At 71.1% G+C, this 25,653-nt stretch carries 25 protein-coding genes; 12 read left to right on the top strand and 13 right to left on the bottom strand.

The window, feature by feature from the left end; all coding sequences use genetic code 11:
* Positions 1–472: 472 nt before the first annotated feature.
* The 4 genes from MRBLMI12_RS08005 to MRBLMI12_RS07990 form a co-directional block, all read right to left on the bottom strand.
* A complete protein-coding gene (locus MRBLMI12_RS08005) occupies positions 473–1,081 on the bottom strand; it encodes a PadR family transcriptional regulator (RefSeq protein WP_363355761.1) in 609 nt (202 codons plus the stop codon).
* Positions 1,082–1,260: 179 nt separating this feature from the next.
* Complete coding sequence (gene ligM, locus MRBLMI12_RS08000; protein ID WP_363355466.1) at positions 1,261–2,673, bottom strand: vanillate/3-O-methylgallate O-demethylase; 1,413 nt, start codon at positions 2,671–2,673, stop codon at positions 1,261–1,263.
* 92 nt (positions 2,674–2,765) lie between these two features.
* Positions 2,766–3,641, bottom strand: coding sequence for a formyltetrahydrofolate deformylase (purU, locus tag MRBLMI12_RS07995; RefSeq protein ID WP_363355464.1), 876 nt, complete (start codon positions 3,639–3,641; stop codon positions 2,766–2,768).
* Positions 3,638–4,576 (bottom strand): methylenetetrahydrofolate reductase, encoded by a 939-nt coding sequence (locus MRBLMI12_RS07990; RefSeq protein WP_363355462.1) that lies wholly within the window; start codon positions 4,574–4,576, stop codon positions 3,638–3,640. The genes purU and MRBLMI12_RS07990 overlap by 4 nt, the downstream gene beginning before the upstream one ends.
* Positions 4,577–4,912: 336 nt before the next feature.
* Between MRBLMI12_RS07990 and MRBLMI12_RS07985 the strand changes: the two genes are divergently transcribed.
* The 5 genes from MRBLMI12_RS07985 (at position 4,913) to MRBLMI12_RS07965 (ending at position 9,296) form a co-directional block, all read left to right on the top strand.
* The gene (locus MRBLMI12_RS07985; RefSeq protein WP_363355460.1) at positions 4,913–5,905 is read left to right on the top strand and encodes an ABC transporter substrate-binding protein; all 993 of its coding nucleotides are present in this window, start codon (positions 4,913–4,915) and stop codon (positions 5,903–5,905) included.
* Positions 5,906–5,988: 83 nt separating this feature from the next.
* Positions 5,989–6,822 carry an ABC transporter permease gene (locus MRBLMI12_RS07980; protein ID WP_363355458.1) on the top strand — a complete coding sequence of 278 codons (834 nt, stop codon included), beginning with the start codon at positions 5,989–5,991 and terminating at the stop codon, positions 6,820–6,822.
* The gene (locus tag MRBLMI12_RS07975; protein WP_363355456.1) at positions 6,819–7,643 is read left to right on the top strand and encodes an ABC transporter permease; all 825 of its coding nucleotides are present in this window, start codon (positions 6,819–6,821) and stop codon (positions 7,641–7,643) included. Before MRBLMI12_RS07980 ends, MRBLMI12_RS07975 begins: the two co-directional genes overlap by 4 nt.
* The gene (locus MRBLMI12_RS07970; RefSeq protein WP_363355454.1) at positions 7,636–8,439 is read left to right on the top strand and encodes an ABC transporter ATP-binding protein; all 804 of its coding nucleotides are present in this window, start codon (positions 7,636–7,638) and stop codon (positions 8,437–8,439) included. Before MRBLMI12_RS07975 ends, MRBLMI12_RS07970 begins: the two co-directional genes overlap by 8 nt.
* The gene (locus tag MRBLMI12_RS07965) at positions 8,436–9,296 is read left to right on the top strand and encodes a PaaX family transcriptional regulator C-terminal domain-containing protein (RefSeq protein WP_363355452.1); all 861 of its coding nucleotides are present in this window, start codon (positions 8,436–8,438) and stop codon (positions 9,294–9,296) included. The genes MRBLMI12_RS07970 and MRBLMI12_RS07965 overlap by 4 nt, the downstream gene beginning before the upstream one ends.
* Before the next feature lie 13 nt (positions 9,297–9,309).
* Here the strand turns inward: MRBLMI12_RS07965 and MRBLMI12_RS07960 are convergent, their stop codons facing one another.
* From MRBLMI12_RS07960 to MRBLMI12_RS07935, 6 genes are all read right to left on the bottom strand, one after another.
* The gene (locus MRBLMI12_RS07960) at positions 9,310–9,771 is read right to left on the bottom strand and encodes a DUF3237 domain-containing protein (RefSeq protein ID WP_363355450.1); all 462 of its coding nucleotides are present in this window, start codon (positions 9,769–9,771) and stop codon (positions 9,310–9,312) included.
* Positions 9,768–11,291, bottom strand: a complete 1,524-nt coding sequence (locus MRBLMI12_RS07955; protein ID WP_363355448.1) for an acyl-CoA synthetase — start codon at positions 11,289–11,291, stop codon at positions 9,768–9,770. The genes MRBLMI12_RS07960 and MRBLMI12_RS07955 overlap by 4 nt, the downstream gene beginning before the upstream one ends.
* Positions 11,292–11,414: 123 nt before the next feature.
* The gene (locus MRBLMI12_RS07950; protein WP_363355446.1) at positions 11,415–11,867 is read right to left on the bottom strand and encodes a MaoC family dehydratase; all 453 of its coding nucleotides are present in this window, start codon (positions 11,865–11,867) and stop codon (positions 11,415–11,417) included.
* Positions 11,868–11,921: 54 nt separating this feature from the next.
* Positions 11,922–13,127: an acyl-CoA dehydrogenase family protein gene (locus tag MRBLMI12_RS07945; RefSeq protein WP_363355444.1), complete on the bottom strand. Its 1,206-nt coding sequence runs from the start codon at positions 13,125–13,127 to the stop codon at positions 11,922–11,924.
* A 1-nt stretch (position 13,128) separates the two neighbouring features.
* A complete protein-coding gene (locus tag MRBLMI12_RS07940; RefSeq protein WP_363355442.1) occupies positions 13,129–14,031 on the bottom strand; it encodes an amidohydrolase family protein in 903 nt (300 codons plus the stop codon).
* 25 nt (positions 14,032–14,056) lie between these two features.
* Complete coding sequence (locus tag MRBLMI12_RS07935) at positions 14,057–15,001, bottom strand: SDR family NAD(P)-dependent oxidoreductase (protein ID WP_363355440.1); 945 nt, start codon at positions 14,999–15,001, stop codon at positions 14,057–14,059.
* Positions 15,002–15,094: 93 nt separating this feature from the next.
* Between MRBLMI12_RS07935 and MRBLMI12_RS07930 the strand changes: the two genes are divergently transcribed.
* Complete coding sequence (locus tag MRBLMI12_RS07930; protein WP_363355438.1) at positions 15,095–15,580, top strand: MarR family winged helix-turn-helix transcriptional regulator; 486 nt, start codon at positions 15,095–15,097, stop codon at positions 15,578–15,580.
* 367 nt (positions 15,581–15,947) lie between these two features.
* On the opposite strand, the gene MRBLMI12_RS07925 is transcribed toward MRBLMI12_RS07930, so the two are convergent.
* The 3 genes from MRBLMI12_RS07925 to MRBLMI12_RS07915 form a co-directional block, all read right to left on the bottom strand.
* Positions 15,948–17,174 (bottom strand): MFS transporter, encoded by a 1,227-nt coding sequence (locus tag MRBLMI12_RS07925; RefSeq protein WP_363355436.1) that lies wholly within the window; start codon positions 17,172–17,174, stop codon positions 15,948–15,950.
* 223 nt (positions 17,175–17,397) lie between these two features.
* Positions 17,398–18,582, bottom strand: a complete 1,185-nt coding sequence (locus tag MRBLMI12_RS07920; protein ID WP_363355434.1) for a 4-hydroxybenzoate 3-monooxygenase — start codon at positions 18,580–18,582, stop codon at positions 17,398–17,400.
* Between the two features lie 365 nt (positions 18,583–18,947).
* The gene (locus tag MRBLMI12_RS07915) at positions 18,948–19,700 is read right to left on the bottom strand and encodes an IclR family transcriptional regulator (protein WP_363355432.1); all 753 of its coding nucleotides are present in this window, start codon (positions 19,698–19,700) and stop codon (positions 18,948–18,950) included.
* Positions 19,701–19,971: 271 nt separating this feature from the next.
* Between MRBLMI12_RS07915 and MRBLMI12_RS07910 the strand changes: the two genes are divergently transcribed.
* The 6 genes from MRBLMI12_RS07910 to pcaC all read left to right on the top strand — a co-directional run bounded on the left by MRBLMI12_RS07910 (position 19,972) and on the right by pcaC (position 25,627).
* On the top strand, positions 19,972–20,730 hold the full coding sequence (locus MRBLMI12_RS07910) for an IclR family transcriptional regulator (protein WP_363355430.1): 759 nt from the start codon (positions 19,972–19,974) through the stop codon (positions 20,728–20,730).
* A gap of 705 nt (positions 20,731–21,435) precedes the next feature.
* Positions 21,436–22,305: a protocatechuate 3,4-dioxygenase subunit beta gene (gene pcaH, locus MRBLMI12_RS07905; protein WP_363355428.1), complete on the top strand. Its 870-nt coding sequence runs from the start codon at positions 21,436–21,438 to the stop codon at positions 22,303–22,305.
* Entirely contained in the window at positions 22,305–22,883 is a 579-nt protein-coding gene (gene pcaG, locus MRBLMI12_RS07900) for a protocatechuate 3,4-dioxygenase subunit alpha (protein WP_363355426.1), read from the top strand. Before pcaH ends, pcaG begins: the two co-directional genes overlap by 1 nt.
* Positions 22,873–24,384, top strand: coding sequence for a lyase family protein (locus MRBLMI12_RS07895; protein ID WP_363355424.1), 1,512 nt, complete (start codon positions 22,873–22,875; stop codon positions 24,382–24,384). The genes pcaG and MRBLMI12_RS07895 overlap by 11 nt, the downstream gene beginning before the upstream one ends.
* Positions 24,381–25,229 (top strand): alpha/beta fold hydrolase, encoded by an 849-nt coding sequence (locus MRBLMI12_RS07890; RefSeq protein ID WP_363355422.1) that lies wholly within the window; start codon positions 24,381–24,383, stop codon positions 25,227–25,229. The genes MRBLMI12_RS07895 and MRBLMI12_RS07890 overlap by 4 nt, the downstream gene beginning before the upstream one ends.
* Positions 25,226–25,627 (top strand): 4-carboxymuconolactone decarboxylase, encoded by a 402-nt coding sequence (gene pcaC, locus MRBLMI12_RS07885; RefSeq protein WP_363355421.1) that lies wholly within the window; start codon positions 25,226–25,228, stop codon positions 25,625–25,627. The genes MRBLMI12_RS07890 and pcaC overlap by 4 nt, the downstream gene beginning before the upstream one ends.
* Positions 25,628–25,653: the final 26 nt, after the last annotated feature.

Genomic DNA, 25,653 nt, shown 5'->3' with positions numbered 1-25,653 from the left:
GTGGATAACCTGGCGAAGAGGCCTGCGAGAGGCGCCTGTGGAGGAATTGAACCGGCCCACCGACGTGGGCGCGGGGTGCGGGCGTTTCGTCTCGCTCGTTCCTCGCTCGCTCAACGACCGAGGATCAGGAACCGCGTTTCGTCTCTGCGTTTCGACTCGCAAGCTCGCTCAACGACCACGTTCCTCGCTCGCTCAACGACCGGGGATCAGGAACCGCGTTTCGTCTCTGCGTTTCGACTCGCAAGCTCGCTCAACGACCACGTTCCTCGCTCGCTCAACGACCGGAGACGTGTGCGCGCGTTTCGTCTCGCTCGTTCCTCGCTCGTTCCTCGCTCGCTCAACGACCGCTCGTTCCTCGCTCGCTCAACGACCGGGGATCAGGAACCGCGTCTCGTCTCTGCGTTTCGACTCGCAAGCTCGCTCAACGACCACGTTCCTCGCTCGCTCTACGAGCGGGAGCCGGGTACGGCGATCAGGTACCGGTCGCCGACTGGGCCTCGGCGCCGTCCAGGCGGTCCACGAGCTCGAGGCCGCGGCGGGCCCAGGCGATCTCGCCCTGCGCGCGCTCGACGAGGCCTTCGTAGGCGAAGCGCTTGTAGGCGATGGTCCGCTCACGGTCGGCGTCGGCGGTGACCGCGAGGCGGCGCACCAGCATGGGGTTGGCGACGGCGTCGATGCGCTCGAGCTCGCCCTCCCACTGCGCCAGCTCGCCCGCCCACTGCGCGATGTGCCGCTCGAGGAACCCGCGCGCATCCTCGGGCGCGGCCGCCTCCAGGTAGGCGGCCCGCAGATGGGCGGGGTCACGAACCCGCTGGTAGTCGAGGGGAGAGGCCATCCAGTCGAGGAACGCCCGGTTGCCGGCATCCGTCACGTGGTACATGCGGCGCGTGCCGCGCTCGCCGCGTGTCTGCTCCTCGCCCTCGATGAGGCCGAGCTCCTCCATCTTGCGCAGCTCGGGGTAGATCTGGGAGTCGGGTGCATGCCACACATGTCCGACGGACTGGTGGAACTGCTTCTGCAGGTCGTACCCCGACAGCGGGCCCACCCGCAGGATCGCCAACAGCGCGTACCGCAGACTCATCAGGTGCTCTCCTTCCTCGCCCGAGGGTAGCGGGCCGAAGACGGTGAGACCCCAGTCGACGGACGAGACTGCGGGATTCACCCACGGTCTCGTCCGCCTGATGAGGTCTCACGGTCGAGCCTCGGCGGAATGGTACGAGGGGGCCCGCCCGCAGGGCGGACCCCCTCGGGTCTCGTGGCTCAGGCGGGCTGGGCTTGGTACCCGGTGCGCCAGCCGCCGTGGTAGCTCTGACGCACCACAGTGGAGTACGGCACCGGCGAGACCACCGCGCGCACCTCCAGCTGCTGGTGCGGTTCGACCGAGGCCTTCGTGGTGCCGCCGTTCGGTTCACCCCAGACGACCGTCACCTCGGCGCCTTCCGGCACGTCGGGGTTCACGGTCGCGAGCGAGAGCGCCCGCTTCTCGTTGGCGCTGTACCCGGTGAACATCGAGAAGCCCACGACGCTGCCGTCGGCATCCGTCACCGCGTCGTAGTTCGCCGAGCCGTAGTTCGCCAGCGGCAGGTCGAAGAACTTGTAGCTGTCACCCTCGACGTCGAACAGCGACGCGAAGATCTTCGTCACGTCCTCGGCGTTCCACGCCAGCGTCACCTTGCGGCGCTGCGTCTCGGGGTCGATCTTCTCGAGCGCGTCGCGCCCGATGAAGTCGTGGTCGAACTTCACGAACGAGCCGTAGCCGAGCTCCCACGGGGTCAGGTAGTAGTCCTCGATGTTCTCCGACACGAACGAGCCGGCGAGCGTGCCGGTGGCCTCGTAGCTGTCGACGCCGAGCCACTCGCGGTAGCCGCGCTCGGCCTCGCCGGAGTAGATGGCCGGAAGCGGGGACGGGATCCAGCCCGACTCGAGGGTGTTCGACGGGTAGGCGCGCGAGCCGACCGGGACGAGGCCGAACTCCGCGCCCGCCTCGACGATGATGTCGCGCACGCGGTGATGGTCCTCGTACGGTCCCCACACCTCGAGGCCGGGCGCTCCCGCCATGCCGTGGCGCAGAGTGCGGACGTTGGCGCCGCCGATCTGCATCTCCGACATGCTGAAGAACCTCAGCTGCTCGAGGGGTCCGCCGTTGAGCTTCTCGATGACCTGCCATGCGGCAGGGCCCTGGATCTGAAAGCGGTAGTAGCGCCGGCTCACGGCGTCGCCGTACGGGCGCGACGGCGAACGCCGGTCGACCGTGACGTCGAGGTTGGAGTAGCCGCCGGTCTCACCGTGGTACATCAGCCAGTTGGATGCCGGCGCACGGCCGACGTACACGTACTCGTCCTCGGCCTCGTGGAACAGGATGCCGTCGCCGATGACGTGCCCCGACGCGGTCGTCGGCACGTACTGCTTCGCGCGGTTCACGGGGAAGGTCGCCACGGAGTTGATGGCCGTGTCGGAGATCAGGCGGATCGCATCCGAGCCCTTGAGGAACACATTGTCCATATGGTGCGACTGGTCGTAGAGCACGGCGGTGTCGCGCCAGGCCTTCTGCTCCTTGATCCAGTTCTGGAAGTCCGCGGGGACCACCGGATAGATGTACGAGCCGATCTGCGAGTTGCGCAGCATCTCGACGGCGTTCTGGCCGTCGAGCAGCTCCTGCAGATTCTTCGCCATGGGGAACCTCTCTGTTCGTGGGGTGTGTGGTTGTGGGACGGATGCCTCGGGCCGAGCGTTTCGTCTCGCTTCGCTCGCTCGACGACCGGGGGCTACGTGAAGACGATGGTGCTGTTGCCGTGGCGGATCACGCGGTCCTGGGCGTGCCATTCGACCGCCCGCGACAGCACGGCGCGCTCGACGTACGCGCCGCGGGCCTGCAGGTCGCCGGCGGTCATCGCGTGGGTGACGCGGGCGACATCCTGCTCGATGATCGGGCCCTCGTCGAGGTCGGCGGTGACGTAGTGGCTGGTCGCGCCGATGAGTTTTACGCCGCGCTCCTTGGCCTTGCGGTAAGGGGCTGCGCCGATGAACGCGGGCAGGAACGAGTGGTGGATGTTGATCACCGGCACCCCGACCTCGTCGAGGAACGAATCGGAGAGGATCTGCATGTAGCGGGCCAGCACGACGAAGTCGACGTTGCCCTTCAGCAGCTCGACGATCCGCGCTTCGGCGGCCGACTTGTCGGCTCCCTGCGAGGGGACGTGGAAGAACGGGATGCCGAAGCTGCGGACGTCCTCCGCGGTGTTGGTGTGGTTCGAGATGACCATCGGGATCGTCACCGGCAGCTCGCCGCGACGGTGCCGCCAGAGCAGCTCGAGCAGGCAGTGGTCGCTCGTCGAGGCGAGGATCGCCATGCGCTTGGGGATCGACTGGTCGGTCAGCCGCCACTCGAGGCCGAGCGGACCGAGCGTCTCGTCGAGGTCGGCCTCGATCGCGGGCAGCGCCGCCTGCAGGTCGACGCGATGGAAGACGACGCGCTGGAAGAACTCGCCGCCCTCGGGGTTGTCGGAGTACTGGTCGAGCGTCACGATGTTGCCGCCGACGCGGGCGACCAGCGCGGTCACCGCCGCGACGATGCCGGAGCGGTCGGGGCCGTGCACGATCAGGCACGCATGATCGCGCCGCACCTCGAGGTGGGTCGTCATCGGCGCGCCCCGTGCGCCTGCGCGGCGACGAACTCCCGCGCCCAGGTGCTCGTCGCGAGCAGGCCGCCGAACGTGTAGAAGTGCAGCTTCACGTCGCCGTACCCGGCCTCGGAGCCCGTTCCCGCAGCCGCTGCGTCCATCGAGTCGGCAGTGGGCTGAGGAGCCGAGCTCAGGCGCTCGGCCAGGTCGGACACGAAGCGGTCGGGCCCGGCGGTGCCCATCAGGTTTGTGAGCGAGAAGCCGTACTTCTTCACGATCATCGCGTTCGCGCCGATGCCGAATCGGCGGGCGAAGCCGAGCAGCCGCTTGATGCCGGCGGGTCCGGGCGTGCCGATGCGGATCGGCGCGTCGATGCCGCGATCGCGCACCTGGCTGATCCAGGTCATCACCGGATCGGTGTCGAACGCGAACTGGGTCAGGACGACGGCATCCAGTCCCTCCTGCGCGAGCGTGAGCGCCTTCTCGTCGAGGTGGCGCCACAGCACGTCGGCGGGGATGTCGGGGTGGCCCTCGGGGTAGCCGGCGATCGACACCTCGCGCACGCCGAACTTCTGCAGCACGCCGGAACGGATCACCGTGAGCGAGTCCGGGTAGGGGCCTTCGGGCTCGGCCGGGTCGCCGCCGACGGCGAACACGTGTTCGGTCGCGCCGACCTCCTGCAGGCGCCCGAGGAACTCCTCGAGCTCGTTCTGCGACCGCAGCCGCCGCGCCGAGAGGTGGGGGACGGGGATGAAGCCCATCTCCTTGACGGCCTTCGCGGCCGCGACGCGCATCTCGAGGTCCTCGTTGCCGAGGAAGGTCACGTTGACCTTCGTCCCCTGCGGGATCGTGTCGCGCGCCTCTTCGAGACCGGCGATGTCTTTGCCGGTCATCTCGAGCGAGAAGCCGTCGACGAGGGCGGCCGCCGAGGGCGATGCGGGGGTCGCATGGGCCATGAGAGAGGTCCTTTCCTCTTCCGGGTGCGTCTCTGCACCGCGGTGATCTGAGAATACCTATGACCATAGGTAATGGCAATAGGCACGCTGTGCGTGCGGACCCATCCTGCGCGGGGCGGCCCACCACGCACGCCGTGATTTCCGTTGAGCGGATGCCGAGGCGCGAAGTCGCGGGTGATTCAAGCAATCCGTGACGGGCGTCACAAAAGCATTGACAATCGACGTCGAGAGGCGCACCATGACTCTTGTCCGGCACGCCGCGGTGCCGACTCCGACTCCCGGTCGGGCGGACGCGGCTGTCGACACCCACAGCACCCGCTCCTGAGAGGCCCGTCAATGAAGAAGAGTCTTGCCACCCTCGGCGTTCTCGCCGCCGCCGCGCTCGCGCTGAGCGGCTGCACCGATTCCGCCGCCGATCCCGAATCCACCGCCACGTCCGGCGGCGACGCGGAGGGCTCGGGCGAGCTCACCGCCGTCCGCGTGGCCGCGCTGCCCATCGCCGAGACCGGCGCCCTCTGGGCCGCCATCGACGAGGGCATCTTCGAGGACCACGGCCTCGAGATCGAGGTCGTGCCCGCGCAGGGCGGCGCCAACGCCATCCCGGCACTGCTGAGCGGCGACATCCAGTTCGCCATCGGCCAGCCGTTCGGCCCCATCCGCGCGGACGTCCAGGACCTCGGCGTCGTGATCGTCGGAAACTACGCCAACAGCCTCGCCGAGGGCGACGACGTCAACGCGGTCGTCGCGCTGGGCGATTCCGGCATCACGCGGCCGGCCGACCTCGCCGGCAAGAAGGTCTCGGTCAACACCATCGGCGCCGCCGGAGACCTGACGATCCGCAAGGCCGTCCAGGACGACGGCGGCGATCCCTCGACGATCGAGTTCGTCGAGGTCGCGTTCCCGGACGTTCCCGCACAGCTCGCCGCCGGCACCATGGACGCCGCGTGGGCGCCCGACCCCTTCCGCGGCATGGTCCTCGGCGACGGCGGCGTCTCGGTGGTCGCGCCCTACCAGGCGACGATCCCCGGCCTGTCGGTGCTCACGAACATCACGACGCAGGCGCTCCTCGACGAGGACCCCGACCTCGTCGCCGACTACTCGGCCGCGATGGCCGAGGCGCTGGAGTGGGCGGGCGACAACGAGGATGCCGTGCGCGCCGCGATCGCGACCAACCTCGAGATCCCCGACGAGGCGGCGGCCGGCATCACGCTCCCGACCTTCACGTGGGACCTCGCCGACGCCGGCATCGAGGACCTCGGCACACTGGCCGTCGAGTTCGGCTACATCGAGGCCGAGCCCGACTTCGACCGGCTGCTCCAGCAGCAGTAGCCCCGCGACGTGGGGGTGACGGATGCCGCGCGCCGCGGCATCCGCCACCCTCCACGTCCCCGACCGCACCGATCGGAGGTACCGTGACCGCCACCGCTGACGCCCCGCCGGCCGTCGCCACGTCGCCGCGCGCCCGGCAGAACCGCACCATGCGCAAGGTCGTGCTCGGCGTGGCCGGCATCCTCGGGTTCCTGGCGACATGGCAGCTGCTGCCGACGCTCGGGATCGTGAACCCGGCGTACTTCCCGACGGCGACAGAGACGATCGCGCAGCTGTTCGTGCTGTTCGGCGATCTGGAGTTCTGGCGCAACGTCGGCCGTACGCTGACGTCCTGGGCGCTGGGCCTCGTGATCGCGACCGTACTCGCCGTGGTCCTCGGCACGGTCATCGGCCTGGTGCCGTTCCTGCGCCGAGCGACCCACACCACGGTGGAGTTCCTGCGGCCGATCCCGTCGGTCGCGCTCATTCCGCTCGCGATCCTCATGTTCGGCTACCAGCTGCAGGCCGCGCTCCTGATCATCGTGTACGCGAGTTTCTGGCAGGTGTTCATCCAGGTGCTCTACGGCGTCGCCGACGTCGACGCCGTCGCCCGCGACACGGCGCGCAGCTTCGGTCTGTCGCGGGGGTCGCGGATCGTCAACCTGGTCTTCCCGACCGCGCTGCCGTACCTCATGACGGGCCTCCGGCTCGCAGCGACCGTCGCACTGATCCTCGCGATCACCGCCGAGATGTTCATCAGCATCCCCGGACTCGGACGCGCGATCATGCTCGCCCGCGAATCCGGGCAGTGGACTACGGTGTACGCCCTCGTGATCGTGACCGGCATGCTCGGACTGCTCGTCAACCTCGTCTTCCGGGCGATCGAGCGCCGGTCGCTGTCGTGGCATCAGTCCGTACGAGGGGAGGAGGTCCTGTGACCCTCTACACGAGCACCGTCGTCACGCCGCGCCGCTCGTCCCGGGTGTGGGCGAAGTTCGGCGAGAACACCGCGTACGCGCTGGGTCTGCCCATCATCCTGCTCGTGGTGTGGGGCATCTGGTCCTCGGTCTCGCCCGCCCCGTTCTTCCCGAGCCCGCTCGTCATCGCCGAGGCATTCGTCGAGACGTGGGTGGGCCCGGCGTTCTTCGACGACGTGGTGCCCAGCCTCGGCAGGCTCGCGATCGGCATCGTGCTGGCCGTCGCCCTCGGCATCGCGGCAGGAATCGTCATCGGCCTGGTGCAGTGGCTGCGAGAGCTGCTCGAGCCCGTGTTCGAGTTCTTCCGCGCGGTGCCGCCGCCGGTGCTCATCCCGATCGTGGCTGTCCTCGTCGGCGCGAACGACCTCATGAAGGTCGTCGTGATCGTCGCCGGCGCGATCTGGCCCGTGCTGCTGAACACCATCGAGGGCGTCCGATCGACGGACTCGGTGATGACGGAGACCGCACGGTCGTTCGCGGTGACCTCGGGTGAGCGGCTGCGGTATCTGGTGCTGCCGGCCGCGAGTCCCCGCATCATGACGGGTGTGCGGCAGTGCCTCTCGATCGCGCTGATCCTGATGGTCATCTCCGAGATGTTCTTCTCGTCCTCGGGTCTGGGCTATCGAATCGTCTACTTCCAGCGCAACTACCTCATCGCCGAGATGTGGAGCGGCATCGTGCTGCTCGGCCTCATCGGCGTCCTGCTCGCGGTGATCTTCGGGTTCGTCGAGCGGCGCGTGCTTCGCTGGTATCACGGAATCAAGGAGGTCGAGCGTGCCTGACACACTGCTGAACGTCGAGAACCTGCGCAAGGTGTACGAGTCCACGACCGGGAACGTCGAGGCGATCGGCGACATCGGGTTCCGGATGAATGCCGGTGAGCTGGTGTGCATCGTCGGCCCGTCGGGCTGTGGCAAGACCACGCTGCTCAAGTGCATCGCGGGGCTGCTCAAGCCGACCTCGGGCGTCATCGAGCTCGGCGGCCGACGCGTCACGGCGCCGCCGCCGAACATGGCGCTCGTCTTCCAGGAGTACGGGCGCAGCCTGTACCCGTGGCTCACCGTCCGCGGCAACGTCGAACTGCCGCTGAAGCACAAGAAGCTCAGCCGGGCGGAGCGCGACCGCCTCGTCGAGGACGCGCTCGTCGCGGTCGGCCTCGAGCACGCGACCAAGAGCTACCCCTGGCAGCTCTCCGGCGGCATGCAGCAGCGCGTGGCGATCGCCCGCGCCGTCGCGTACCAGCCCGAGGTGCTCATCATGGACGAGCCCTTCGCCGCGGTCGACGCCCAGACCCGCGCCGACCTCGAAGACCTGGTGCGCAAGCTGCACCGCGAGCGCGGGATGTCGATCCTCTTCGTGACGCACGACATCGACGAGTCGGTGTACCTCGGTGAGCGCGTGATCGTGCTGTCGAAGTCGCCGACCTGGGTGCAGGAGGACCTCGCCATCGACCTCGCGCCCGACCGCGACCAGATCACGACGCGCGCGCTGCCGCGGTTCACCGAGCTGCGCACCCACGTGTACGAGCAGATCCAGCGCGCCAAGCGCGGCGAGGCCGTCCGCCCGGAGGCCGCGTGAGCGTCGCACCCGCCAGGGCTGCCGTCGCGGAGCCGGCGCTCTCCGCCGTCGAGACGTCGGTGCTCACGCGCAAGCCGCGGCAGCTGCTCCTGGCGTTCTTCGGCGAGTACGTGTGCGACCGGTACTTCGAGCCGCTGCGCGCGAGCGTGCTGATCGGTGCGCTCGAGAGCGCCGGGGTCGCGGCCTCCGCGGTGCGGACCAACCTCGACCGCATGGTGCACAGCGGGCTGCTCGAACGCCGTCGCCTCGGCCGTGAGATCGGGTTCGTCCTCACCGGGCACGGCAGCGAGGTGCTGCGCGAGGCCTCCGGCCGCGTCAACGGGCCGGCGCCGTTCGAGCCGCAGGGCGAAGGCTGGACCCTCGTCACCTACACCGTTCCCGAGCACCTGCGCGACCTCCGCCATCGCCTCCGCGCGGCCCTGACGTGGTCGGGATTCGCCGTGCTCCGCGACGGACTGTGGATCGCACCCGGCGCCGTCGACCTCGCCGCGGCGCTGGGGGCGATCATCCCCGACCTGCCGCCGGGATCGGTCACCGCGTTCTCGGCCGCCGAGCTGGACGGGTTCCCCATGGTCGAAGCGGTCCGCGTCGCGTGGGACGTCGAGCGCATCCGCGAGGCGCACGACGAATTCATCGAGCACTGGGAGCGAGAGGATGCGGCATCCGATCTGCCTCCCCTCACCGCGCGCACGCTGCTGGTCGCCGACTGGCTGGCGCTGCTGCGCGCCGACCCGCGCCTGCCGCGCCAGTACATGGGCGAGGACTGGCCCGCCGACCGCTCGTTCGAGCTGTTCACGCAGCGCCACCGCGAGTTCGCCTTCCCCGCGGTGCGGGACTTCGCGGCGCTCGTCGGCTGAGCCGGAGCGTCGCTCAGGTGACGCGGTAGGCGACGTATCGGACGCGGCTCGCCTCGCGGACGTACGACGCGATGAAAACCGCGCGCTCGAACTCGGGGCGTGTGGCGGACTCGAGCGTGAGCGCGGCACGGAAGTAGTACGCGTCGGGATCGACGTCTTCGCCGCGCAGCAGCGCCTCGAGCACCTCCGGGTCGCCGCTGCGCACGCCCTGGGCGCGGATGTAGAGCAGCGACCCGTCATCGCCGCGGGCGCTGTAGCGGCCGTCGATCTCGATCGAGCCGTCCGCCCGCACCGTCTGCCAGTCGGCGCCGCCGGCGAGGATCGTGCCGGTGACCTCGCCGGTGATCGTGCCGCCGACTACCGGGATGATGCGCCGATGGCCGGCGCGCGTCATACCGTGGTCCTCGAGCGGGCCGAGCTCGGCGACCACCTCGAACGCCGGCACGAGGGACGGCACCGGCGGGATGCGCGTCATCGGCTCTCGCCGAACCGCGACCGCAGGTCGGCCTTGCGCACCTTGCCCGACGCGGTGCGCGGCAGCTCTTCCACGACGACGACGTTCTTCGGCAGCTTGTAGCGCGCGAGCACGCCGTCGAGGTGGGAGCGCACGATCTCGGTGTCGACCTCGGCACCCTCCTTGAGCGTCACGACCGCCCACGGCACCTCGCCCCAGCGCTCGTCGGGCACGCCGACGACCGCCACGCCCGAGATCCCCTCGATGTCGGATATGAGGTTCTCGACCTCGGCGGGATAGATGTTCTCCCCGCCGGAGATGATCATGTCCTTCAGACGGTCCGCGATGTAGAGGTAGCCGTCGGCATCGAGGTAGCCGAGATCGCCCGAGCGGAACCAGTGATCGTCGGTGAACGCGGCCGCGGTGGCGTCGGGCTGGCCGTGATAGCCGAGGAAGACGTTGGGGCCCGAGATCTCGATCTCACCGACGGTCCCGCGCGGCACGACGTCGCCGTGCTCGTCGGTGATGCGCACTTCGGTGAAGAAGTGGGGGAGGCCGACGCTGCCCTGCTTCTCGCGGGTCATCGAGGGTGCGAGGGATGTCGCGCCCGGCGAGGTCTCGGTCATGCCGTAGCCCTGTGAGAACGACAGCCCGCGCTCCTCGTACGCATTGAGGATGCGGGTGGGTACGGCCGACCCGCCGCACGTGAGCTTCTGCAGCGTCGAGATGTCGGTCGCCGCCCAGTCCGGGTGGTCGGCCAGCATCTGGTACGTGGTCGGCACGCCGCTGAGCATCGTGATGCCGTGGCGCTGGATCTGCGCGAGCGCGCGACCGGGCTCGAACCCCTTCTCGAGGACGAGCGTCGCGCCCTTCAGCATCACCGGCAGCGCGCCCATGCCGAGCGAGGCGACGTGGAACAGCGGCGAGATCATGAGCGAGACGTCGGTCGAGACGACGTCGTAGTCGACGATGCAGTTGACGGCGACCCACGTGAGGTTGCCGTGGCTCAGCACAGCGCCCTTCGGCCGCCCCGTCGTGCCCGACGTGTAGATGATGGCCGCGGGGTCGTCGAGGCTCACCTCGGCGACGGTGTGGCCGCCCGGGGCGTCGGCCACGAGGCGGGCGAGGCCGGGGTGCTCCGGCAGCCCGTCGCCGGTCACGATGACGTGGGCGATGCGCCCCGCCTCGATGCCCGGCATCGCCCGTTCCAGGAACTCCGGGTCGAGCACGACGGCGCGCGCACCCGAGTCGACGAGGATGTGCTGCATCTCGGGACCGGCGAGCCGCGTGTTCAGCGGAACGAAGACGGCGCCCAGCTGCGCCGCGCCGAACATGACCTGCAGGAACTGCGGGCTGTTCTCGCCGATGTAGGCGACCGCGTCGCCACGACGGATGCCGCGATGCCACAGCACAGCGGCGACGTGGTCGGCGGCATCCGCGAGCCGGCGATAGCTCAGCTCTTCGTCGCCGAAGACGACGGCCGTCTTGTCGGGGTCCTTCAGCCGCCGCTTGGCGAGCCAGAACCCGATTCCCTCGTGCATCGTTGCGGAGTCCTCTCCCTCGAGGAAGGTGGTCGGTCTGGCGTTTCGTCTCGGTCGCTTCGCTCCCTCGCTCAACGACCGGGTCTCGGTCGTTGAGCGAGCGAAGCGAGACGAAACGCGCTCTCAGGCGTAGAAGCGGTAGAGGCCTCGCGCGACGACGGCGGGCTTCTCGCCGCCTTCGATCTCGATCGTCTGATCGACCGCGAACTGGTAGCCGCCGCGCACCTCGGTCACCTCGTCGATGACGGCGTTCATGCGCACGCGGGCGCCGACGGCGACCGGCGAGACGAAGCGCACCTTGTCGAGACCGTAGTTCACGCGCGTCGTCACGCCGGTGACGTCGAACAGCTCCGACCAGAACTTCACAGTGAGCGACAGCGTCAGGAAACCGTGGGCGATAGGCCCGCCGAACGGACCGTCGGCCGCGCGCTCGGGGTCGATGTGGATCCACTGGTGGTCGTCGGTGGCGTCGGCGAAGAGGTTCACGCGGTCCTGCGTGACATCGAGCCACTCGGTCCAGCCGAGGTCGGTGCCGGCGAGCCCGGCGACGTCGGCGTAGTCGACGGTGGTGGTCATGGATTCTCCTTCAGTGGGGTCTGGCTCTTCGACAGGGGCGGCAGCCGGCGTCGATCAGGTGAAGGCCGACGCGCCGGTGAGCGCGCGGCCGACGATGAGGGCGTTGATCTCGTGCGTGCCCTCGTACGAGTACACGGCTTCGGCGTCGGCGAAGAAGCGGGCGACGTCGTGTTCGAGCAGGATGCCGTTGCCGCCGAGCACTTCACGGCCGAGGGCGACGGTCTCGCGGGCGAGACGGGCGGTCTGCATCTTCGCGAGCGCCGAGTTCTCGTCGGCGAACGCGCCGCCGACCTCGGCGGAACCGTCCTGCTGAAGGGACAGCTGCACGACGAGGGCGAGCGACGCCACGCAGTTGCCGAGCATGCGGGCGAGCTTCTCCTGCACGAGCTGGAAGCCGCCGATCGGCCGCCCGAACTGGTGTCGCTCGCGCACGTAGCGCACGGCGGCGTCGAGCGCGCCGGCCTGGAGTCCGGCGGCGATCCAGGCGACGTCGGCGCGCATGGCCCGCAGGATGCGGGCCACGTCCGCCCATCCGTTCACGTTCTGCAGCCGTGAATCCTCGGCCACCTGCACCCCGTCGAGCGTGATGAGGGCGTTCTGCATCGGCCGCAGCGAGACCTTGCCGCCGATCGTCTCGAGGCGGACGCCCTCGGCGCCGGTCGGGACGAGGAACGCCTTGACGGCGCGGTCGTCGACGTCACGTGCGAAGACGACGAGCACATCGGATGCCGCAGCCCCGCCGATCCACTTCTTGCGGCCGTCGATGACCCAGCCGTCGCCCACGCGCCGCGCGCTGGTGGCGAGTCCGCCGGCGATGTCGGAGCCGTGCTCGGGCTCGGTCAGCGCGAACACGCCCTTGAGCTCGAAGCTGCGTACGCGCGGGTCGAGCTCGGCCGCCTGTGCGGGCGAGCCGCCGAGGGTGATCGCCGTCCGGAAGAGGCCGGACTGGGCGTTGTAGAGGGTGGCGACCGAGACGTCGGTGCGCGCCAGCACGTAGTTGCGGAACCCCGAGTAGACGCTCGACGCCGCCTCGGCGGCATCCATCCCCTCGGGCTGCATGAGATCGAGCGGGATGAGCGCGTCGAGCACCTCGGACGGCATGGTCGCCGTCTCCCACGCGTCGGCGAGGAGCGGGCGGATGTCGCGGTCCAGGGCGGTCTGCAGCCGCCCGAGTGTCGCGCGGGCGGCAGTGCTCAGGTGGGCGGCCGCGATCGCGTACGGGTCGAACCCGAACGTCGCATCCGCCTCGAGCGCCGGCATCTCAGCCGCCGAGCCCGAGGAGTCGTACCGCGTTGTCCTTGAGGATGCCGGGCAGCGCCTCGGACTTGAAGCGCGCGGCGCCCGAAGCGGTCGGCAGCTCGGCGTCCCGCAGCCAGCGGTCGGGCGTGAGCAGCGGGAAGTCCGAGCCGAAGAGCACGCGGCTCTTCAGGTACGTGTTGGCGGCGCGCACGAGCGACTCGGGGAAGTACTTCGGGCTCCAGCCCGACAGGTCGATCCAGGTGTTGTGCTTGTGGGTCGCGACCGACAGGGCCTCGTCCTGCCACGGCACGGACGGGTGGGCCATGATGATCTGCAGCTCGGGGAACCGCGCCGCGACGGGGTCGAGCAGCATCGGGTTGGACAGGCCGAGCAGCAGGCCTCGCCCACCCGGCAGGCCGGCGCCGATCCCGGTCTGGCCGGTGTGGAAGAGCGCGACGACGCCCGCCTCTTGCAGCGTCTCGTACAGCGCGGAGTGCGCGGCGTCGGACGGATCGAAGCCCTGCACCGTGGGATGGAACTTGAACCCCCGCACGCCGTGGTCCTCGATGAGGCGGCGCGCATCGTCGATCGCCGTCGGCTTCAGCGGATCGACCGAGCCGAACGGGATGAGCACGTCGTTGTTGCGGGCGGCACCCTCGGCGATGTCGGCGCTCGAAAGCGGCGACTGGCCGAGATTCGTCTCGGCGTCGACCGTGAACACGACCGCCGCCATCCGCCGCTCCCGGTAGTAGGCGGCGACGGCGTCGAGGTCGGGGTTCGGTCCGTCGGTGCTGAAATAGGCCGCCGCGGCATCGCGGAGGTCGTCGGGCAGCGACGAGTGACCGTGGTGGTCGACCTCGATGTGCACGTGCACGTCGAGCGCGGTGAGCGCGCCGACGTCGATCGCGGGTTCGTAGCGGGTCATGGGCGTTGCGTCTCGCTTCGCTCGCTCAACGACCGGTCGGCGCCGGGCGCTGCAGCTCCTCCGGGAGCGGCGGGAACCTCTCGCCGACCGACTGCAGGGCGCCGGCTGCGTCGGGGAACCCGCTCGCCAGGTCGTCGTACGACCAGCCGCCCTCGTGGTACGCGGTCGCGACCGCCTCGGGGTGCGACCACACCTGCAGGCGGTCGCCGCCGATGCCGATGGCCTGCCCGGTGACGCCGGCGGCGGCATCCGATGCGAGATAGGCGATGAGCCCGGCGACGTCGTCGGACGTGCCGAACCCGAGGTCGTGCCGGAAGAACGCGGGCATCGGCTTGCCGGCGGCGTCGGCCTCGACCGCCGCGGCGAAGTAGGGGACCGTCGCTGTCATCGCGGTCGCGGCCACCGGGATGACGGCGTTGGCGGTGATGCCCGCCTTCTTCAGCTCGAGCGCCCACGTGCGCACCATGCCGACGATGCCGGCCTTCGCGGCGGCGTAGTTCGTCTGCCCGAAGTTGCCGCGCTGCCCCGTGGGCGAGCCGATGCAGATGATGCGGCCGGGGACCTCGTTCGCGCGCATGTAGGTCGCTGCCTCGCGCACGCAGGTGAAGGTGCCGCGCAGGTGGACGTTGATGACGGTGTCGAAGTCGTCGTCGCTCATCTTCCACAGCACGGTGTCGCGCAGCACACCCGCGTTCGTCACGAGGATGTCGAGCCGGCCGAACGTGTCGACGGCGGCCTGCACGAGCTGCTTCGCTGTCTCGGTGGGGCCGACCGGTGCGACCACGGCGACGGCGCGGCCGCCCTCGGCCTCGATCGAGGCGACGGCCTCGGCAGCGGTGGCATCGTCGACGTCGTTGATCACGACGGCGGCGCCCTGGCGGGCGAGCTCCTGGGCGTAGGCGAGGCCGAGGCCGCGGCCCGAGCCGGTGACGATGGCGACCTTGCCGTCGAGGGGGGCGTGCGAAGACATGCGTGAACTCCTTCGTGTCGGGTCCATTGAAGTCCTAACCGTTGAGAAAGTCAATCATTCCGTTCATCCATGAAGTGGACTAGCATCGTGGCCATGCCGAAACCCGCCGACGCCGCCGTCGCGCCCGTCGCGCCCGTCGCGCCCGAGGGGCTCCGCTCGTCCGCCCTGACCGACGACGTCAGCTTCCTGCTCGCCCGCGCGAACGCCATCGCGCTCGCCGCGGGCAACGCCGCACTGGCCGAGCACGGACTCAAGGCCCGGTCATACTCGGTGCTCGTCCTCGCGTCGGGCGATGCCCGGCCGTCGCAGCGGGAGCTCGCCGAATTCCTCCGGCTCGACCCCAGCCAGGTCGTCAGCCTCGTCGACGAGCTGCAGTCCCGTGGGCTCGTCGAGCGACGGCCCGATCCGTCCGACCGGCGGGCCAACGTCGTCGTGGCGACGGATGCCGGGCGTGAGCTCGTCGCCGTCGCCCGGGAGTCCGCCCGCGCCGCCGAGGAGCGGGTCCACGCGCAGCTGAGCGCCGACGACCGCGAGACCCTGGGCGCACTGCTGCGGGCGCTGGCCTTCCCCGACGAGTGAGCCTGGGCGTTCGGGGGACGCGAATCGTGGCAACGCGGCCGGCGTCGCCGCGTGTCGTGACACCCGAGTTCGCCGGGCCGCGGTTCGGGGGACGCGATGCGTGGCAACGCGGCCGGCGTTGCCGCGTGTCTTGACACCCGAAGCCTTGGGCCGGGGTTCCGGGCACCTGCGACGTCGTCTCGAGCCACGGCGCGGGGCGCGGCATCCATTCCGGCTGGCCGGGCGTTCGGGGGACGCGAACCGTGGCAACGCGGCCGGCGTTGCCGTGTCGTGAAACCCGAGTTCGCCGGGCCGCGGTTCGGGGGACGCGAATCGTGGCAACGCGGCCGGCGTTGCCGCGTGTCGTAACACCCGAACCGACGCCGCGTCAGGAGCGGTCGAGGACGTAGCGGTCGCGGCCGGCGAACACGCCGACGACCGTGAGCGCGGCGAGCACCGCGAGCACCAGCGCGAGCGAGGCGATCCAATCGCCGGTGAGGCTGTGGAGCGCGCCGAAGGCGACAGGGCCGAACGCGGCGATCACGTATCCGACCGATTGCGACATGCCCGACAGAGCAGCCGACGCGTCGTGATCGCGCGCCCGCTGCGCCATCAGCGTGAGCGACATCGCCAGCGTCGCGCCGCCGGTGAGTCCGATGAGCGACGCCCACACCAGGACGGCGTCCGGCGCGATCATGAGGCCGGCGACGCCCACGATCGCGAGCGAGGGGATGAGGGCGGGCGCCCACCTCTCCAGGCCGCCGCGCAGGATCAGCGGCAGCAGCAGGCAGCCCGCCAGTGAGAACAGCTGGTAGACCATGACGTCAATGCCGGCGACCACCTCGGTGCGGCCGATCGACATCGAGAGCGGGGCGAGCCAGGTCACGAACATGTAGAACATGGATGCCTGGAGTCCCATGTACACGGCGACCAGCCACGCGGTCGCGTCGCTCCAGATGCCCGTGCGTCCCCGCGGCGCTGATGCGCGGACATGAGCGTGCGCCGCGCCCCGGTGCGCCCACCACCACCCGGCGATCGCGAACGGCAGCAGCGCGGCGCCCGTCACCAGGAGGGCGAACCGCCACCCGGCGGGATCGCCGCCGAGGGGGATGTGCGAGATCGGCACCACGACCCCCGACGACACCGCGCCGAGGCCTGCGAGGAGGGCCGTGTAGGCGGCCGTCACCGCCGGGACATGAGTCGGGAAGTCTCGCTTGACCACGGCGGGCATCAGCACGTTGATGATCGCGATGCCGATGCCGATGATCGCCGTGCCGACCCAGAGGCTGACGACCGGCCCCGGGATCGAGCGCACCAGCGTGCCGGCCAGCAGCACGATGAGCGACCACATCAGCACCCGCGGCTGCCCGAACCGCCGGCTCAGGTCGTGGGCGAGCGGCGAGAACAGTGCCCACGCGATCAGCGGCACGGCCGCGAGCACTCCGAGCGCCGAGACCGACATCCCGGTGTCGGCGCCGATCTGGTCGAGCAGCGGGCCGAGACCGGTGATCGCCGGCCGCATGTTCGCCGCGACCAGGCACACGGCCACGAGCAGCATCGCGATCGAGCTCGTGCGCGACGGCTCGGGCCGTGCGGTCCGCGACGATGAGGCCATGGGCACCGGACTATAGCCGAGACCGCCGCGCGGCATCCGTCCATTCCCGTTCAGCGGCAGGCGCCCGGCGGGAGCTGTCATCGCCCGGCGGGGGTGTTCACTTGCGCTGAACGTACGCTTCCGGGGCTCATTCCCGTACGTGTAGCGCAAGTGAACCTGGGTGGAGTGAGCGGGGCAGGGCGGGGTGGGGCGGGACGGGGCGGGGCGGCCGGAGGGGACGGGGTCAGGCGAGTCCCTCGAGAGGCCACCCGGTGTAGGCCTCGGCGAGGAAGCGGCGCCCCGCCTCGGACTCGACGACGGAACGCAGCTCGCCGAGCTGGCGCAGGCGGTCGAAGTCCGACGCGTCGGGTGCGACGTGCAGCATGTTCGTCATCCACCACGAGAAGTGCTGCGCCTTCCAGATGCGGTGCAGCGCCTTCTCGGGGAATGCCTCGATGAGGCGGTGGTCGTTCTCGAGCAGGAGCGCCCGCAGCGCCCGCTCAAGCACCAGCACGTCGGCGACCGCGAGGTTCATGCCCTTCGCACCGGTGGGTGGCACGGTGTGCGCGGCGTCGCCGATGAGTGCCACGCGGTTGTTCAGCAGCTCGTGCGCGACGAAGCTCCGGAACCGCAGCACGTCGCGCTGGAAGATCGGCCCCTCCTTCAGCGTCGTGCCGGGTACGCGCGACTGCAGCTCGTCCCACAGCTGCGCCTCGCTGAGGGCGCCGGGGTCGGCATCCGGGTCGCACTGGAAGTACATGCGCTGCACGGTGGCGCTGCGCTGGCTGATGAGCGCGAAGCCGTTGGGCGAGTTGCTGTAGATCAGCTCGTCGGCGCTCGGCGGCGCCTCGCACAGGATGCCGAACCATGCGAACGGGTACTCGCGGAAGTAGCCGCCGGTGTGCGAGCCGGTGACCGCCTCGCGCACGACGCTGCGGGAACCGTCGGCGCCGACGACGAAGTCGGCCTCGATCTCGAGCGGCGATCCGTCGGCGTCGGTGGCGATGAGGCGTGGCCGAGCGGTTGCCGCGTCCTCGACCCGCACCGCGGTCACGCCGAAGCGGAGGTCCTGGCCCTTGCCGAGGCGCACGGCGATGAGGTCTTTCAGCACCTCGTGCTGGGGGTACAGCCACACGCCGCGGCCGACGAGCTCGGCGAAGTCGATGCGGTGACCGGCCCCCGCGAAGCGCAGCTCGATGCCGTCGTGGCGGTTGCCGACGGTGCGCACGCGGCTCGAGGCGCCGGAGGAGTCGAGCACCTCGACGGTGCCCTGCTCGAGGATGCCTGCGCGGATCGTCGTCTCGATCTCGTCGCGTGAGCGCTGGTCGATGACGACGGACTCGATGCCCGCGATCCCCAGCAGGTGCGAGAGCAGGAGGCCGGCAGGCCCGGCGCCGACGATGGCGACTCGGGTGCGGATCGTGGACATGAGCGTCTCCTTCGACGTTCGGAAGCGGATGCCTCGGCCCAGTGTGGCCCCGCTGCGTCGGCGTTGCATCGGATTCCCGTTGATCGGGATGGCATCCCCGCCTGCCGTTCGCCCGTCGCGGCGGGCAGCGTGGCTCGGTCGCGAGTCACCGAGCACCGGCGTCCTCAAATGAGGACGTGAGCCGGGATGAGGAGCCTTGTCGCCCTTTCCTCCCTCATCTCAGCTCGTTTCCTCAACTGAGGACGCGCCGCTGGATTCTTCAGCTGAGGGCGCAGCTCGCGCTTCCTCAACTGAGGACGCGCGCTTCCTCGACTCACCTGAGGGGACCGGCGGCTCCGTCCGCTCCTCTCGCGCGTCCTTCGAGGTCAGCGGCGGTCGGCCCGGAGCGCGGCCTCGATTCCCGCTGCGGCTTCGCGCAGCGCCGCGACGGCGGCATCCGGTTCGGTCTCTCGCGGCAGCACCACCGACAGCGCGGCGACCACCTCTCCGGCGTCGCGGATGGGGACGGCGACGCCGGTCGAGACCGCCTCGATCGAGCCCGGCGCGACCACCACCCCGGTGCGGCGGACCTCGGCGAGCAGGCGACGCAGGCGTGCGGCATCCGTCACCGTCTCCGGCGCGAGGGCGCGCAGCGTGCCCGCGAGCACGCGCTCGCGCAGCGCCGCGGGTGCGTGCGCCAGCAGCACGAGGCCGGACGAGGAGGCGTGCAGCGGCAGGCGCCCGGCGATGCGGGTGATGTTCGCGCCGGCGTCGGGGTGCGAGAGGCGCTCGAGGAAGAGGGCCTCGTCCTGCTCGAGCACCGCGAGCTGCGTGTGCTCGCGGATGCGGGCCTGCACCTGCTCCATGTAGGGGAGCGCGGCCTGGCGCAGACGGAGGGCGGTCGAACCTCGGAGGGCGAGCTCCCACAGGCGCAGGCCCAGGTGGACGCGGCGGTCCTCGTCGCGCTCGAGGAGCCCCGCGTCGACGAGCTCGTCGACGATCCGGTGCGCCGTAGACGACGGGAGCCCTGCGCGCCGTCCGATCTCGGTGGCCGACTGCATCGAGCGCTCGGCTGTGAACGTCTCGAGCACGCGCACGATGCGCGACGTCATCGAGTCGCCGGAGGGCGAGTTGGCCATGCGCCCACTCTGCCATTGAGGTGCGCAGGCGCGTTTCGTCTCGCTCGTTCCTCGCTCGCTCAACGACCGGGCGGGATGTCGCGGTCGTTGAGCGTGGGAGCGCCGGCGACCGAGACGAAACGCGTCGGGCCGAACGGGGGCGCGGGGTGTGGGCGCGTTTCGTCTCGCTCGTTCCTCGCTCGTTCAACGACCGGTGGTGGGGTGGCGGCCACTCGGCACGAGCTCGCTCGACCACCGCGTCCAGGCGGGTAACGTCGCTCGGGGAGGAAGCATGGCGGACGGCGAGGGCGTGCTCGAGCGCACCCTGCGCGTGCTCGGATGCTTCACCGACGACGAACCGGCCGTCACCGCGACGACGCTCGCGGCCCGCACGGGGCTTGCGACCTCGACCCTCCACCGCCTGCTCGCGACGCTCGTCGCCCAGGGGCTGCTGACGCGGGGCCCCGGGCACACCTACGCCATCGGCCCGCGGCTTTGGGAGCTCGGCGAACTCTCGCCACTCTCGCTGCGCCTGCGCGAGACGGCGCTGCCGCACATGGTGCGCCTCTACGAGGCGACCGGGGAGAACGTCCACCTCGCCGTGCTCGACGGAGCCACTCCCGAGACCACGAGCGCGCTGTACGTCGGGCGTCTCACCGGCCGCCAGTCGATCCCGACCCTCAGCCGCATGGGCGGCCGCGGACCCCTGCACACCACCGGCGTCGGCAAGGCGCTGCTCGCCACACGCGACGAGAGCTGGCTGCGGCAGTACTTCCGGGCGCCGCTCGAGCGCGAGACGGTGAACTCCATCACGGGCGAGGCCGACCTCCGCGCCGACATCGCCCGCACGCGCGCGCTCGGCTACGCCACGACGCGCGAGGAGATGACGCTGGGCAACGTCTCCGTCGCCGCCGCGCTGCCCCGCGTCGAGGGTCTGCCGCCCGTCGCCGTCGGCCTGGTCGTGCACCTCGAGCGCGCCGATGAGCGCCGGCTGGGCCCGCTGGTCGTGCAGGCCGCGAAGGACCTCCACCACGACCTGCGTCACACCTGAGCGGAGACGGATACCGCTGCCCGCGGCATCCGTCCGGCACGCCGCACCGCTGTCGCCACCGTCCCGCGCCGGCGTCGCCCTGGTGCCGCGAGCCGGTGTCGCCCTGGTCCCGCGCCCGGCGTCGCCCTGGTCCCGCGCCGCGGTCGCCCCGGGTTTGGGGCGCATGCCGTGCGTTCGGGGCGCACGGCGCGCGCCCCGAACGCACGTATCGCGCCCCAAACCCGGATGGGGACGGATGTCGGCGCCTCCGGCATCCGTCCGACTCCGGCCGCCGAGCCAGCACCGGTCTCGCACCGTGCCGCGCGCCGCGGTCGCCCCTGGTCCCGCGAGCCGGTGCCGCCCGGGTCCCGCGAGCCGAAGCCGGTCCCGCGCGCCGGTGTCGCCCTGGTGCCGCGAGCCGGTGTCGCCCTGGTCCCGCGAGCCGGTGTCGCCCCGGTCCCGCCCGGTCCCGCGCCCGGCGTCGCCCTGGTCCCGCACCCGGCGTCGCCCTGGTCCCGCGCCGCGGTCGCCACGGGTTTGGGGCGCATGCCGTGCGCTCGGGTCGCACGGCGCGCGCCCCGAGCGGGCGTATCGCGCCCCACACCCGGATGGGGACGGATGCCGACTCCCCGCGGCATCCCTCATTCCCACTGGGTGGGAATCTCCGACGCGGACCACACCGCGCGGTGCGACGCTGGGAAGACCCGAGTCGTCGAAGGAGACCTCATGACCGCGACCCAGCCCGATCCACAGGGCGAGGAGGCGTTCTCGTCGTCGGTGGTGCTCGAGCAGAACGTGGCAGCGCCGGAGTCGTTGCTCGCCTCGCCCGACCAGCTGACGCAGAACGAGATCACGCAGGAGATCGTCGACTACCACGCCGCCGCAGCGCGGCGCGAGGAGGCGGGGGAGCGGCAGAACATCAGCCTGCACGACTTCCCGCCGTACCGGTCGAGCCTGCTGCGCCATCCGACCAAGAACCCGAAGCTCGTCGACCCCGAGATGATCGAGTTGTGGTCGCCGGCCTTCGGGCAGCGGGATGTCGCCGCCATCGAGTCCGACCTGACGCTGCAGCACATCGGCGAGCCCCAGGGCGAACGCATGACCGTCGAGGGCCGCGTTCTCGACTCGTGGGGGCGCCCGGTCGCGGGCCAGCTCGTCGAGATCTGGCAGGCGAACGCCGCAGGCCGCTACATCCACCAGCGCGACCAGCATCCCGCACCCCTCGACCCGAACTTCACCGGCGCCGGCCGCATCGTGACCGACGACGACGGGTTCTACAAGTTCACGACGATCAAGCCCGGCGCCTACCCGTGGAAGAACCACGTCAACGCGTGGCGTCCCGCGCACATCCACTTCTCGGTCTTCGGCTCGGGCTTCACCCAGCGCCTCGTGACGCAGATGTACTTCCCCGGCGACCCGCTGTTCCCGCTCGACCCGATCTACAACACCATCTGGCGACAGAAGGACCGCGACCGGCTCATCGGGCTGTACGACCACGACCTGTCGGTGCCCGAGTTCTCGATGGGCTACCGCTTCGACATCGTCGTCGACGGCCCCGACGCGACGTGGTTCGAGCCCGAAGAAGGAGAGCACTGATGTCGACCCGCACCAAGCGCGACCTGGGCCCGAAGACCCACGAGGCCACGGGCGGGCAGACGGTCGGCCCGTTCTTCGCCTTCGGCCTGGACTACCCGAAGAAGCACGAGGTCGTCTTCCCGCACAGCCCCGGTGCGATCGTGCTCGGCGGCACGGTGTTCGACGGCGCCGGTGCGCCGATCCCCGATGCCGTCGTCGAGATCTGGAGCGCCGACGAGAACGGCGAGATCCCGCGCGCCCACGGCGCGTTCCGCCGCGACGACCACTCCTTCACGGGCTTCGGCCGGGCGGCGACGACGGATGTCGGCCGCTATGAGTTCTGGACCCGCAACCCCGGTCCCATCGACGGCGGCGCCCCGTTCTACTCGGTCGTGGTCTTCGCGCGCGGACTCCCCGACAAGCTCGTCACGCGCATCTACCTGCCCGAGCACGACGATCTGCTCGCGGCGGACCCGCTGCTGTCCTCGCTCGACGAGGACGACCGCGCTACGCTCATCGCGACGCGCCTGGCCGATGGCAGCCTTCACCACGACATCCATCTGCAGGGCGAGAAGGAGACCGTGTTCCTTGCCTTCTGACCGTGACCGGCCCCCGATGGACGAGGGCCTGCTCTCGCCGGTGACCGTGGGTCACGACGAGACGGTGACGGATGCCGCGTACCTCGACGCTCTGGTGACGGCCGAGGTCGCGCTGGTCCGGGCCTACGGCGAACTCGGCCTCGCTCCGGCGGAGGCGGTGGACGAGATCGAGGCGGAGTTCGGCTGGCAGGGCGGCCTGCGCGGATGCCCCGACCACGGCGTCGACCTGACGGCGCTCGTTGCGGCATCCGTGGCCGGCGGGAACCCCGTGATCCCCCTCGTCGCGCGGCTCAGGGAGCGCGTGTCGGACGACGCTCGCGTGTGGGTGCACCGCGGGGCGACGAGCCAGGACATCGTCGACACCGCCGCGATGCTGCTCGCCCGCACGGCGACCAGCAAGGTCGTCGCCGCGCTCGCGCACGCCGAGGTCTCGCTGCGCTCGCTAGCGCGCTCGCGTCGCGACGAGGTGGCGGCCGCCCGCACGCTCACCCAGCACGCGGTGCCGACGACGGTGGGCCTGCGCGCAACGGCGTGGTTGCGAGGCGTCGTGCGTGCGAAGGAGCGAGTGCAGGAAGTGGAGCACAGCCTGCCGGCACAGCTGGGCGGTGCCGCCGGGACGCTCGCGTCGTTCGCCGAGATCGCCGGCCCCGAGCCCGCCGCCGACCTGCCCGCCGCATTCGCGCACGAGCTCGGGCTCGCGTCGCCCGACGCGCCGTGGCACACGACGCGCTGGCCCATCACCGAGCTCGGCGACGCCCTCGTGCAGGCGATCGATGCGGTCGGCAAGATTGCGGGGGATGTCGCGACCCTCAGCCGCACCGAGATCGGTGAGCTCGCCGAGGGCTCGGGCGGCGGATCGTCGGCGATGCCGCAGAAGCGCAACCCCGCGGCATCCGTCCTCATCCGCTCCGCCGCGCTGCGCGCGCCGCAGCTGGGTGCGACGCTGCACCTCGCGTCGGCGCTCGCGGCCGATGAGCGGCCCGACGGCGCCTGGCACGCGGAGTGGCCGACACTCAGGGAGCTGCTGCGTCTCGCGCTCGGCGCCACGGCCCATGCCGCTGCACTCGTGACCGACCTGCACGTCGACACCGACGCCGTCGCGCGCAACCTCGGTGCGACCGGCGGGCTCATCGTGGCCGAGCGGCTCTCACTCGTGCTCGGCCCCGTGGCGGGCGCCGAGGCCGTGTCGCGTCTCGTCTCGGACGCGGCCGCGGGCGGCGACCTGGCTTCAGCGCTGGCCGCCGCGCCCGACGTGATCGCGCTCGCCGCCGCCCGCGGGGCGACACCCGAGGCGTTCGTCGCCGACCTGCTGGATCCCGCGAACTACACCGGCCTGGCCGGCGCGCTGGTGGACGATGCCGTCGCGCCTTCGGGCCGGTCCGGCGCCGACGTCGGTCCCCGGTTCGGGGCGCACGACGCGCGTTCGGCGCGCGCGGCGCACGCCCCGAACGCACGCGACGCGCCCCAAACCCCGCTCTCGGACCAGGAGGAGAACCCGTGACCCTTCCCGCCATCGCCGTCGGCGCGCCCGTGGGGCCCTCGACAAGCTCAGGCGCCGGGGGCGTCGCGGGCACCGGGGGCGGCTCAGGGACCGGGCGAGGCGCGAGCGCCGCCGCGCCGACGCTCGTCCTCGGGCCGTCGCTCGGCACGTCGACGCTGCTGTGGGAGCGCGTGATCCCGGCCCTCGCCGAGCGCTATCGGGTCGTGGCGTGGGACCTGCCCGGCCACGGCGCCGCCCGGCCGGCGGTCGAGCCGTTCACGATCGCCGAGCTCGCCGATGCCGTCGCCGAGGCGGTCGAGGGCCCGTTCCTCTACGCCGGCGTGTCACTCGGCGGCTGCGTGGGCCTCGAGCTGCTGCGGCGCCACGGCGACCGCATCGACGCCGCCGCGATCATCTGCTCCGGCGCGGCGATCGGCGCCCCCGAGGGGTGGCGCGACCGTGCCGCGCAGGTGCGTGCGCAGAGCACCTCGAGCCTCGTCGTCGGATCGGCGCAGCGCTGGTTCGCGCCGGGCACGATCGCGCGCGACCCCGACCTGACCGGGCGCATGCTGCACGTGCTGCAGGACACCGACGACGAGAGCTATGCGCTGTGCTGCGAGGCGCTCGCGGGCTTCGACGTGCGGGACGGGCTCGGCGAGATCGCCACTCCGGTGCTCGCGGTCTGGGGCGATCACGACGGCGTCACGCCCGAGGCATCCGCTCGCGAGATCGCCGACGGCGTGCAGCGCGGCCGGGCGGTCGGGATCGCGGATGCCGCCCACCTGCCGCCCGCGGACGATCCGGCCGCGACGGCCGCGGCGCTGCGAGAGTTCTTCGACGCCGTTGCGCGGGAGCGTGCGGCATGAGCCGGCCCGCGGGCGAGGGCCTCACCGACGAGGAGCGGTACGACCAGGGGATGGCCGTCCGGCGCGAGGTGCTGTCGGACGCCCACGTGGACCGGGCCATCGCCGGCACGAACGAGCTCACCGCCGACTTCCAGGACTTCATCACCCGCGTCGCGTGGGGCGACGTCTGGTCGCGCCCCGGCCTTGATCGGCGATCGCGGTCGGTCGCGGTGCTCACTGCGCTCATCGCACTCGGCCACCACGAAGAGCTGGCGATGCACCTGCGGGCGGCCCTGCGCAACGGCCTGACCGTCGACGAGATCAAGGAAGTCATCCTGCAGGCGGGCGTCTACTGCGGCGTCAGCGCCGCCAACACGGCTTTCCGCATCGCGAAGGACGTGTTCGCGGAGGAACACTGACGCCGTAGGCTTCATCGCATGACGGA

Source organism: Microbacterium sp. LMI12-1-1.1, from assembly GCF_040676455.1.
In the GTDB taxonomy this organism is placed as follows: Bacteria; Actinomycetota; Actinomycetes; order Actinomycetales; family Microbacteriaceae; genus Microbacterium.
This window is presented reverse-complemented; position numbering and strand designations above follow the sequence as displayed.

Excerpts from the sequence above, each read along its gene's own strand:
- MRBLMI12_RS08005 (WP_363355761.1), bottom strand. The coding sequence starts at position 1,081 with ATGAGTCTGCGGTACGCGCTGTTGGCGATCCTGCGGGTGGGCCCGCTG.
- ligM (WP_363355466.1), bottom strand. The coding sequence starts at position 2,673 with ATGGCGAAGAATCTGCAGGAGCTGCTCGACGGCCAGAACGCCGTCGAG.
- purU (WP_363355464.1), bottom strand. The coding sequence starts at position 3,641 with ATGACGACCCACCTCGAGGTGCGGCGCGATCATGCGTGCCTGATCGTG.
- MRBLMI12_RS07990 (WP_363355462.1), bottom strand. The coding sequence starts at position 4,576 with ATGGCCCATGCGACCCCCGCATCGCCCTCGGCGGCCGCCCTCGTCGAC.
- MRBLMI12_RS07985 (WP_363355460.1), top strand. The coding sequence starts at position 4,913 with ATGAAGAAGAGTCTTGCCACCCTCGGCGTTCTCGCCGCCGCCGCGCTC.
- MRBLMI12_RS07960 (WP_363355450.1), bottom strand. The coding sequence starts at position 9,771 with ATGACGCGCATCCCGCCGGTGCCGTCCCTCGTGCCGGCGTTCGAGGTG.
- MRBLMI12_RS07955 (WP_363355448.1), bottom strand. The coding sequence starts at position 11,291 with ATGCACGAGGGAATCGGGTTCTGGCTCGCCAAGCGGCGGCTGAAGGAC.
- MRBLMI12_RS07950 (WP_363355446.1), bottom strand. The coding sequence starts at position 11,867 with ATGACCACCACCGTCGACTACGCCGACGTCGCCGGGCTCGCCGGCACC.
- MRBLMI12_RS07945 (WP_363355444.1), bottom strand. The coding sequence starts at position 13,127 with ATGCCGGCGCTCGAGGCGGATGCGACGTTCGGGTTCGACCCGTACGCG.
- MRBLMI12_RS07940 (WP_363355442.1), bottom strand. The coding sequence starts at position 14,031 with ATGACCCGCTACGAACCCGCGATCGACGTCGGCGCGCTCACCGCGCTC.
- MRBLMI12_RS07935 (WP_363355440.1), bottom strand. The coding sequence starts at position 15,001 with ATGTCTTCGCACGCCCCCCTCGACGGCAAGGTCGCCATCGTCACCGGC.
- MRBLMI12_RS07930 (WP_363355438.1), top strand. The coding sequence starts at position 15,095 with ATGCCGAAACCCGCCGACGCCGCCGTCGCGCCCGTCGCGCCCGTCGCG.
- MRBLMI12_RS07925 (WP_363355436.1), bottom strand. The coding sequence starts at position 17,174 with ATGGCCTCATCGTCGCGGACCGCACGGCCCGAGCCGTCGCGCACGAGC.
- MRBLMI12_RS07920 (WP_363355434.1), bottom strand. The coding sequence starts at position 18,582 with ATGTCCACGATCCGCACCCGAGTCGCCATCGTCGGCGCCGGGCCTGCC.
- MRBLMI12_RS07915 (WP_363355432.1), bottom strand. The coding sequence starts at position 19,700 with ATGGCCAACTCGCCCTCCGGCGACTCGATGACGTCGCGCATCGTGCGC.
- MRBLMI12_RS07910 (WP_363355430.1), top strand. The coding sequence starts at position 19,972 with ATGGCGGACGGCGAGGGCGTGCTCGAGCGCACCCTGCGCGTGCTCGGA.
- pcaH (WP_363355428.1), top strand. The coding sequence starts at position 21,436 with ATGACCGCGACCCAGCCCGATCCACAGGGCGAGGAGGCGTTCTCGTCG.
- pcaG (WP_363355426.1), top strand. The coding sequence starts at position 22,305 with ATGTCGACCCGCACCAAGCGCGACCTGGGCCCGAAGACCCACGAGGCC.
- pcaC (WP_363355421.1), top strand. The coding sequence starts at position 25,226 with ATGAGCCGGCCCGCGGGCGAGGGCCTCACCGACGAGGAGCGGTACGAC.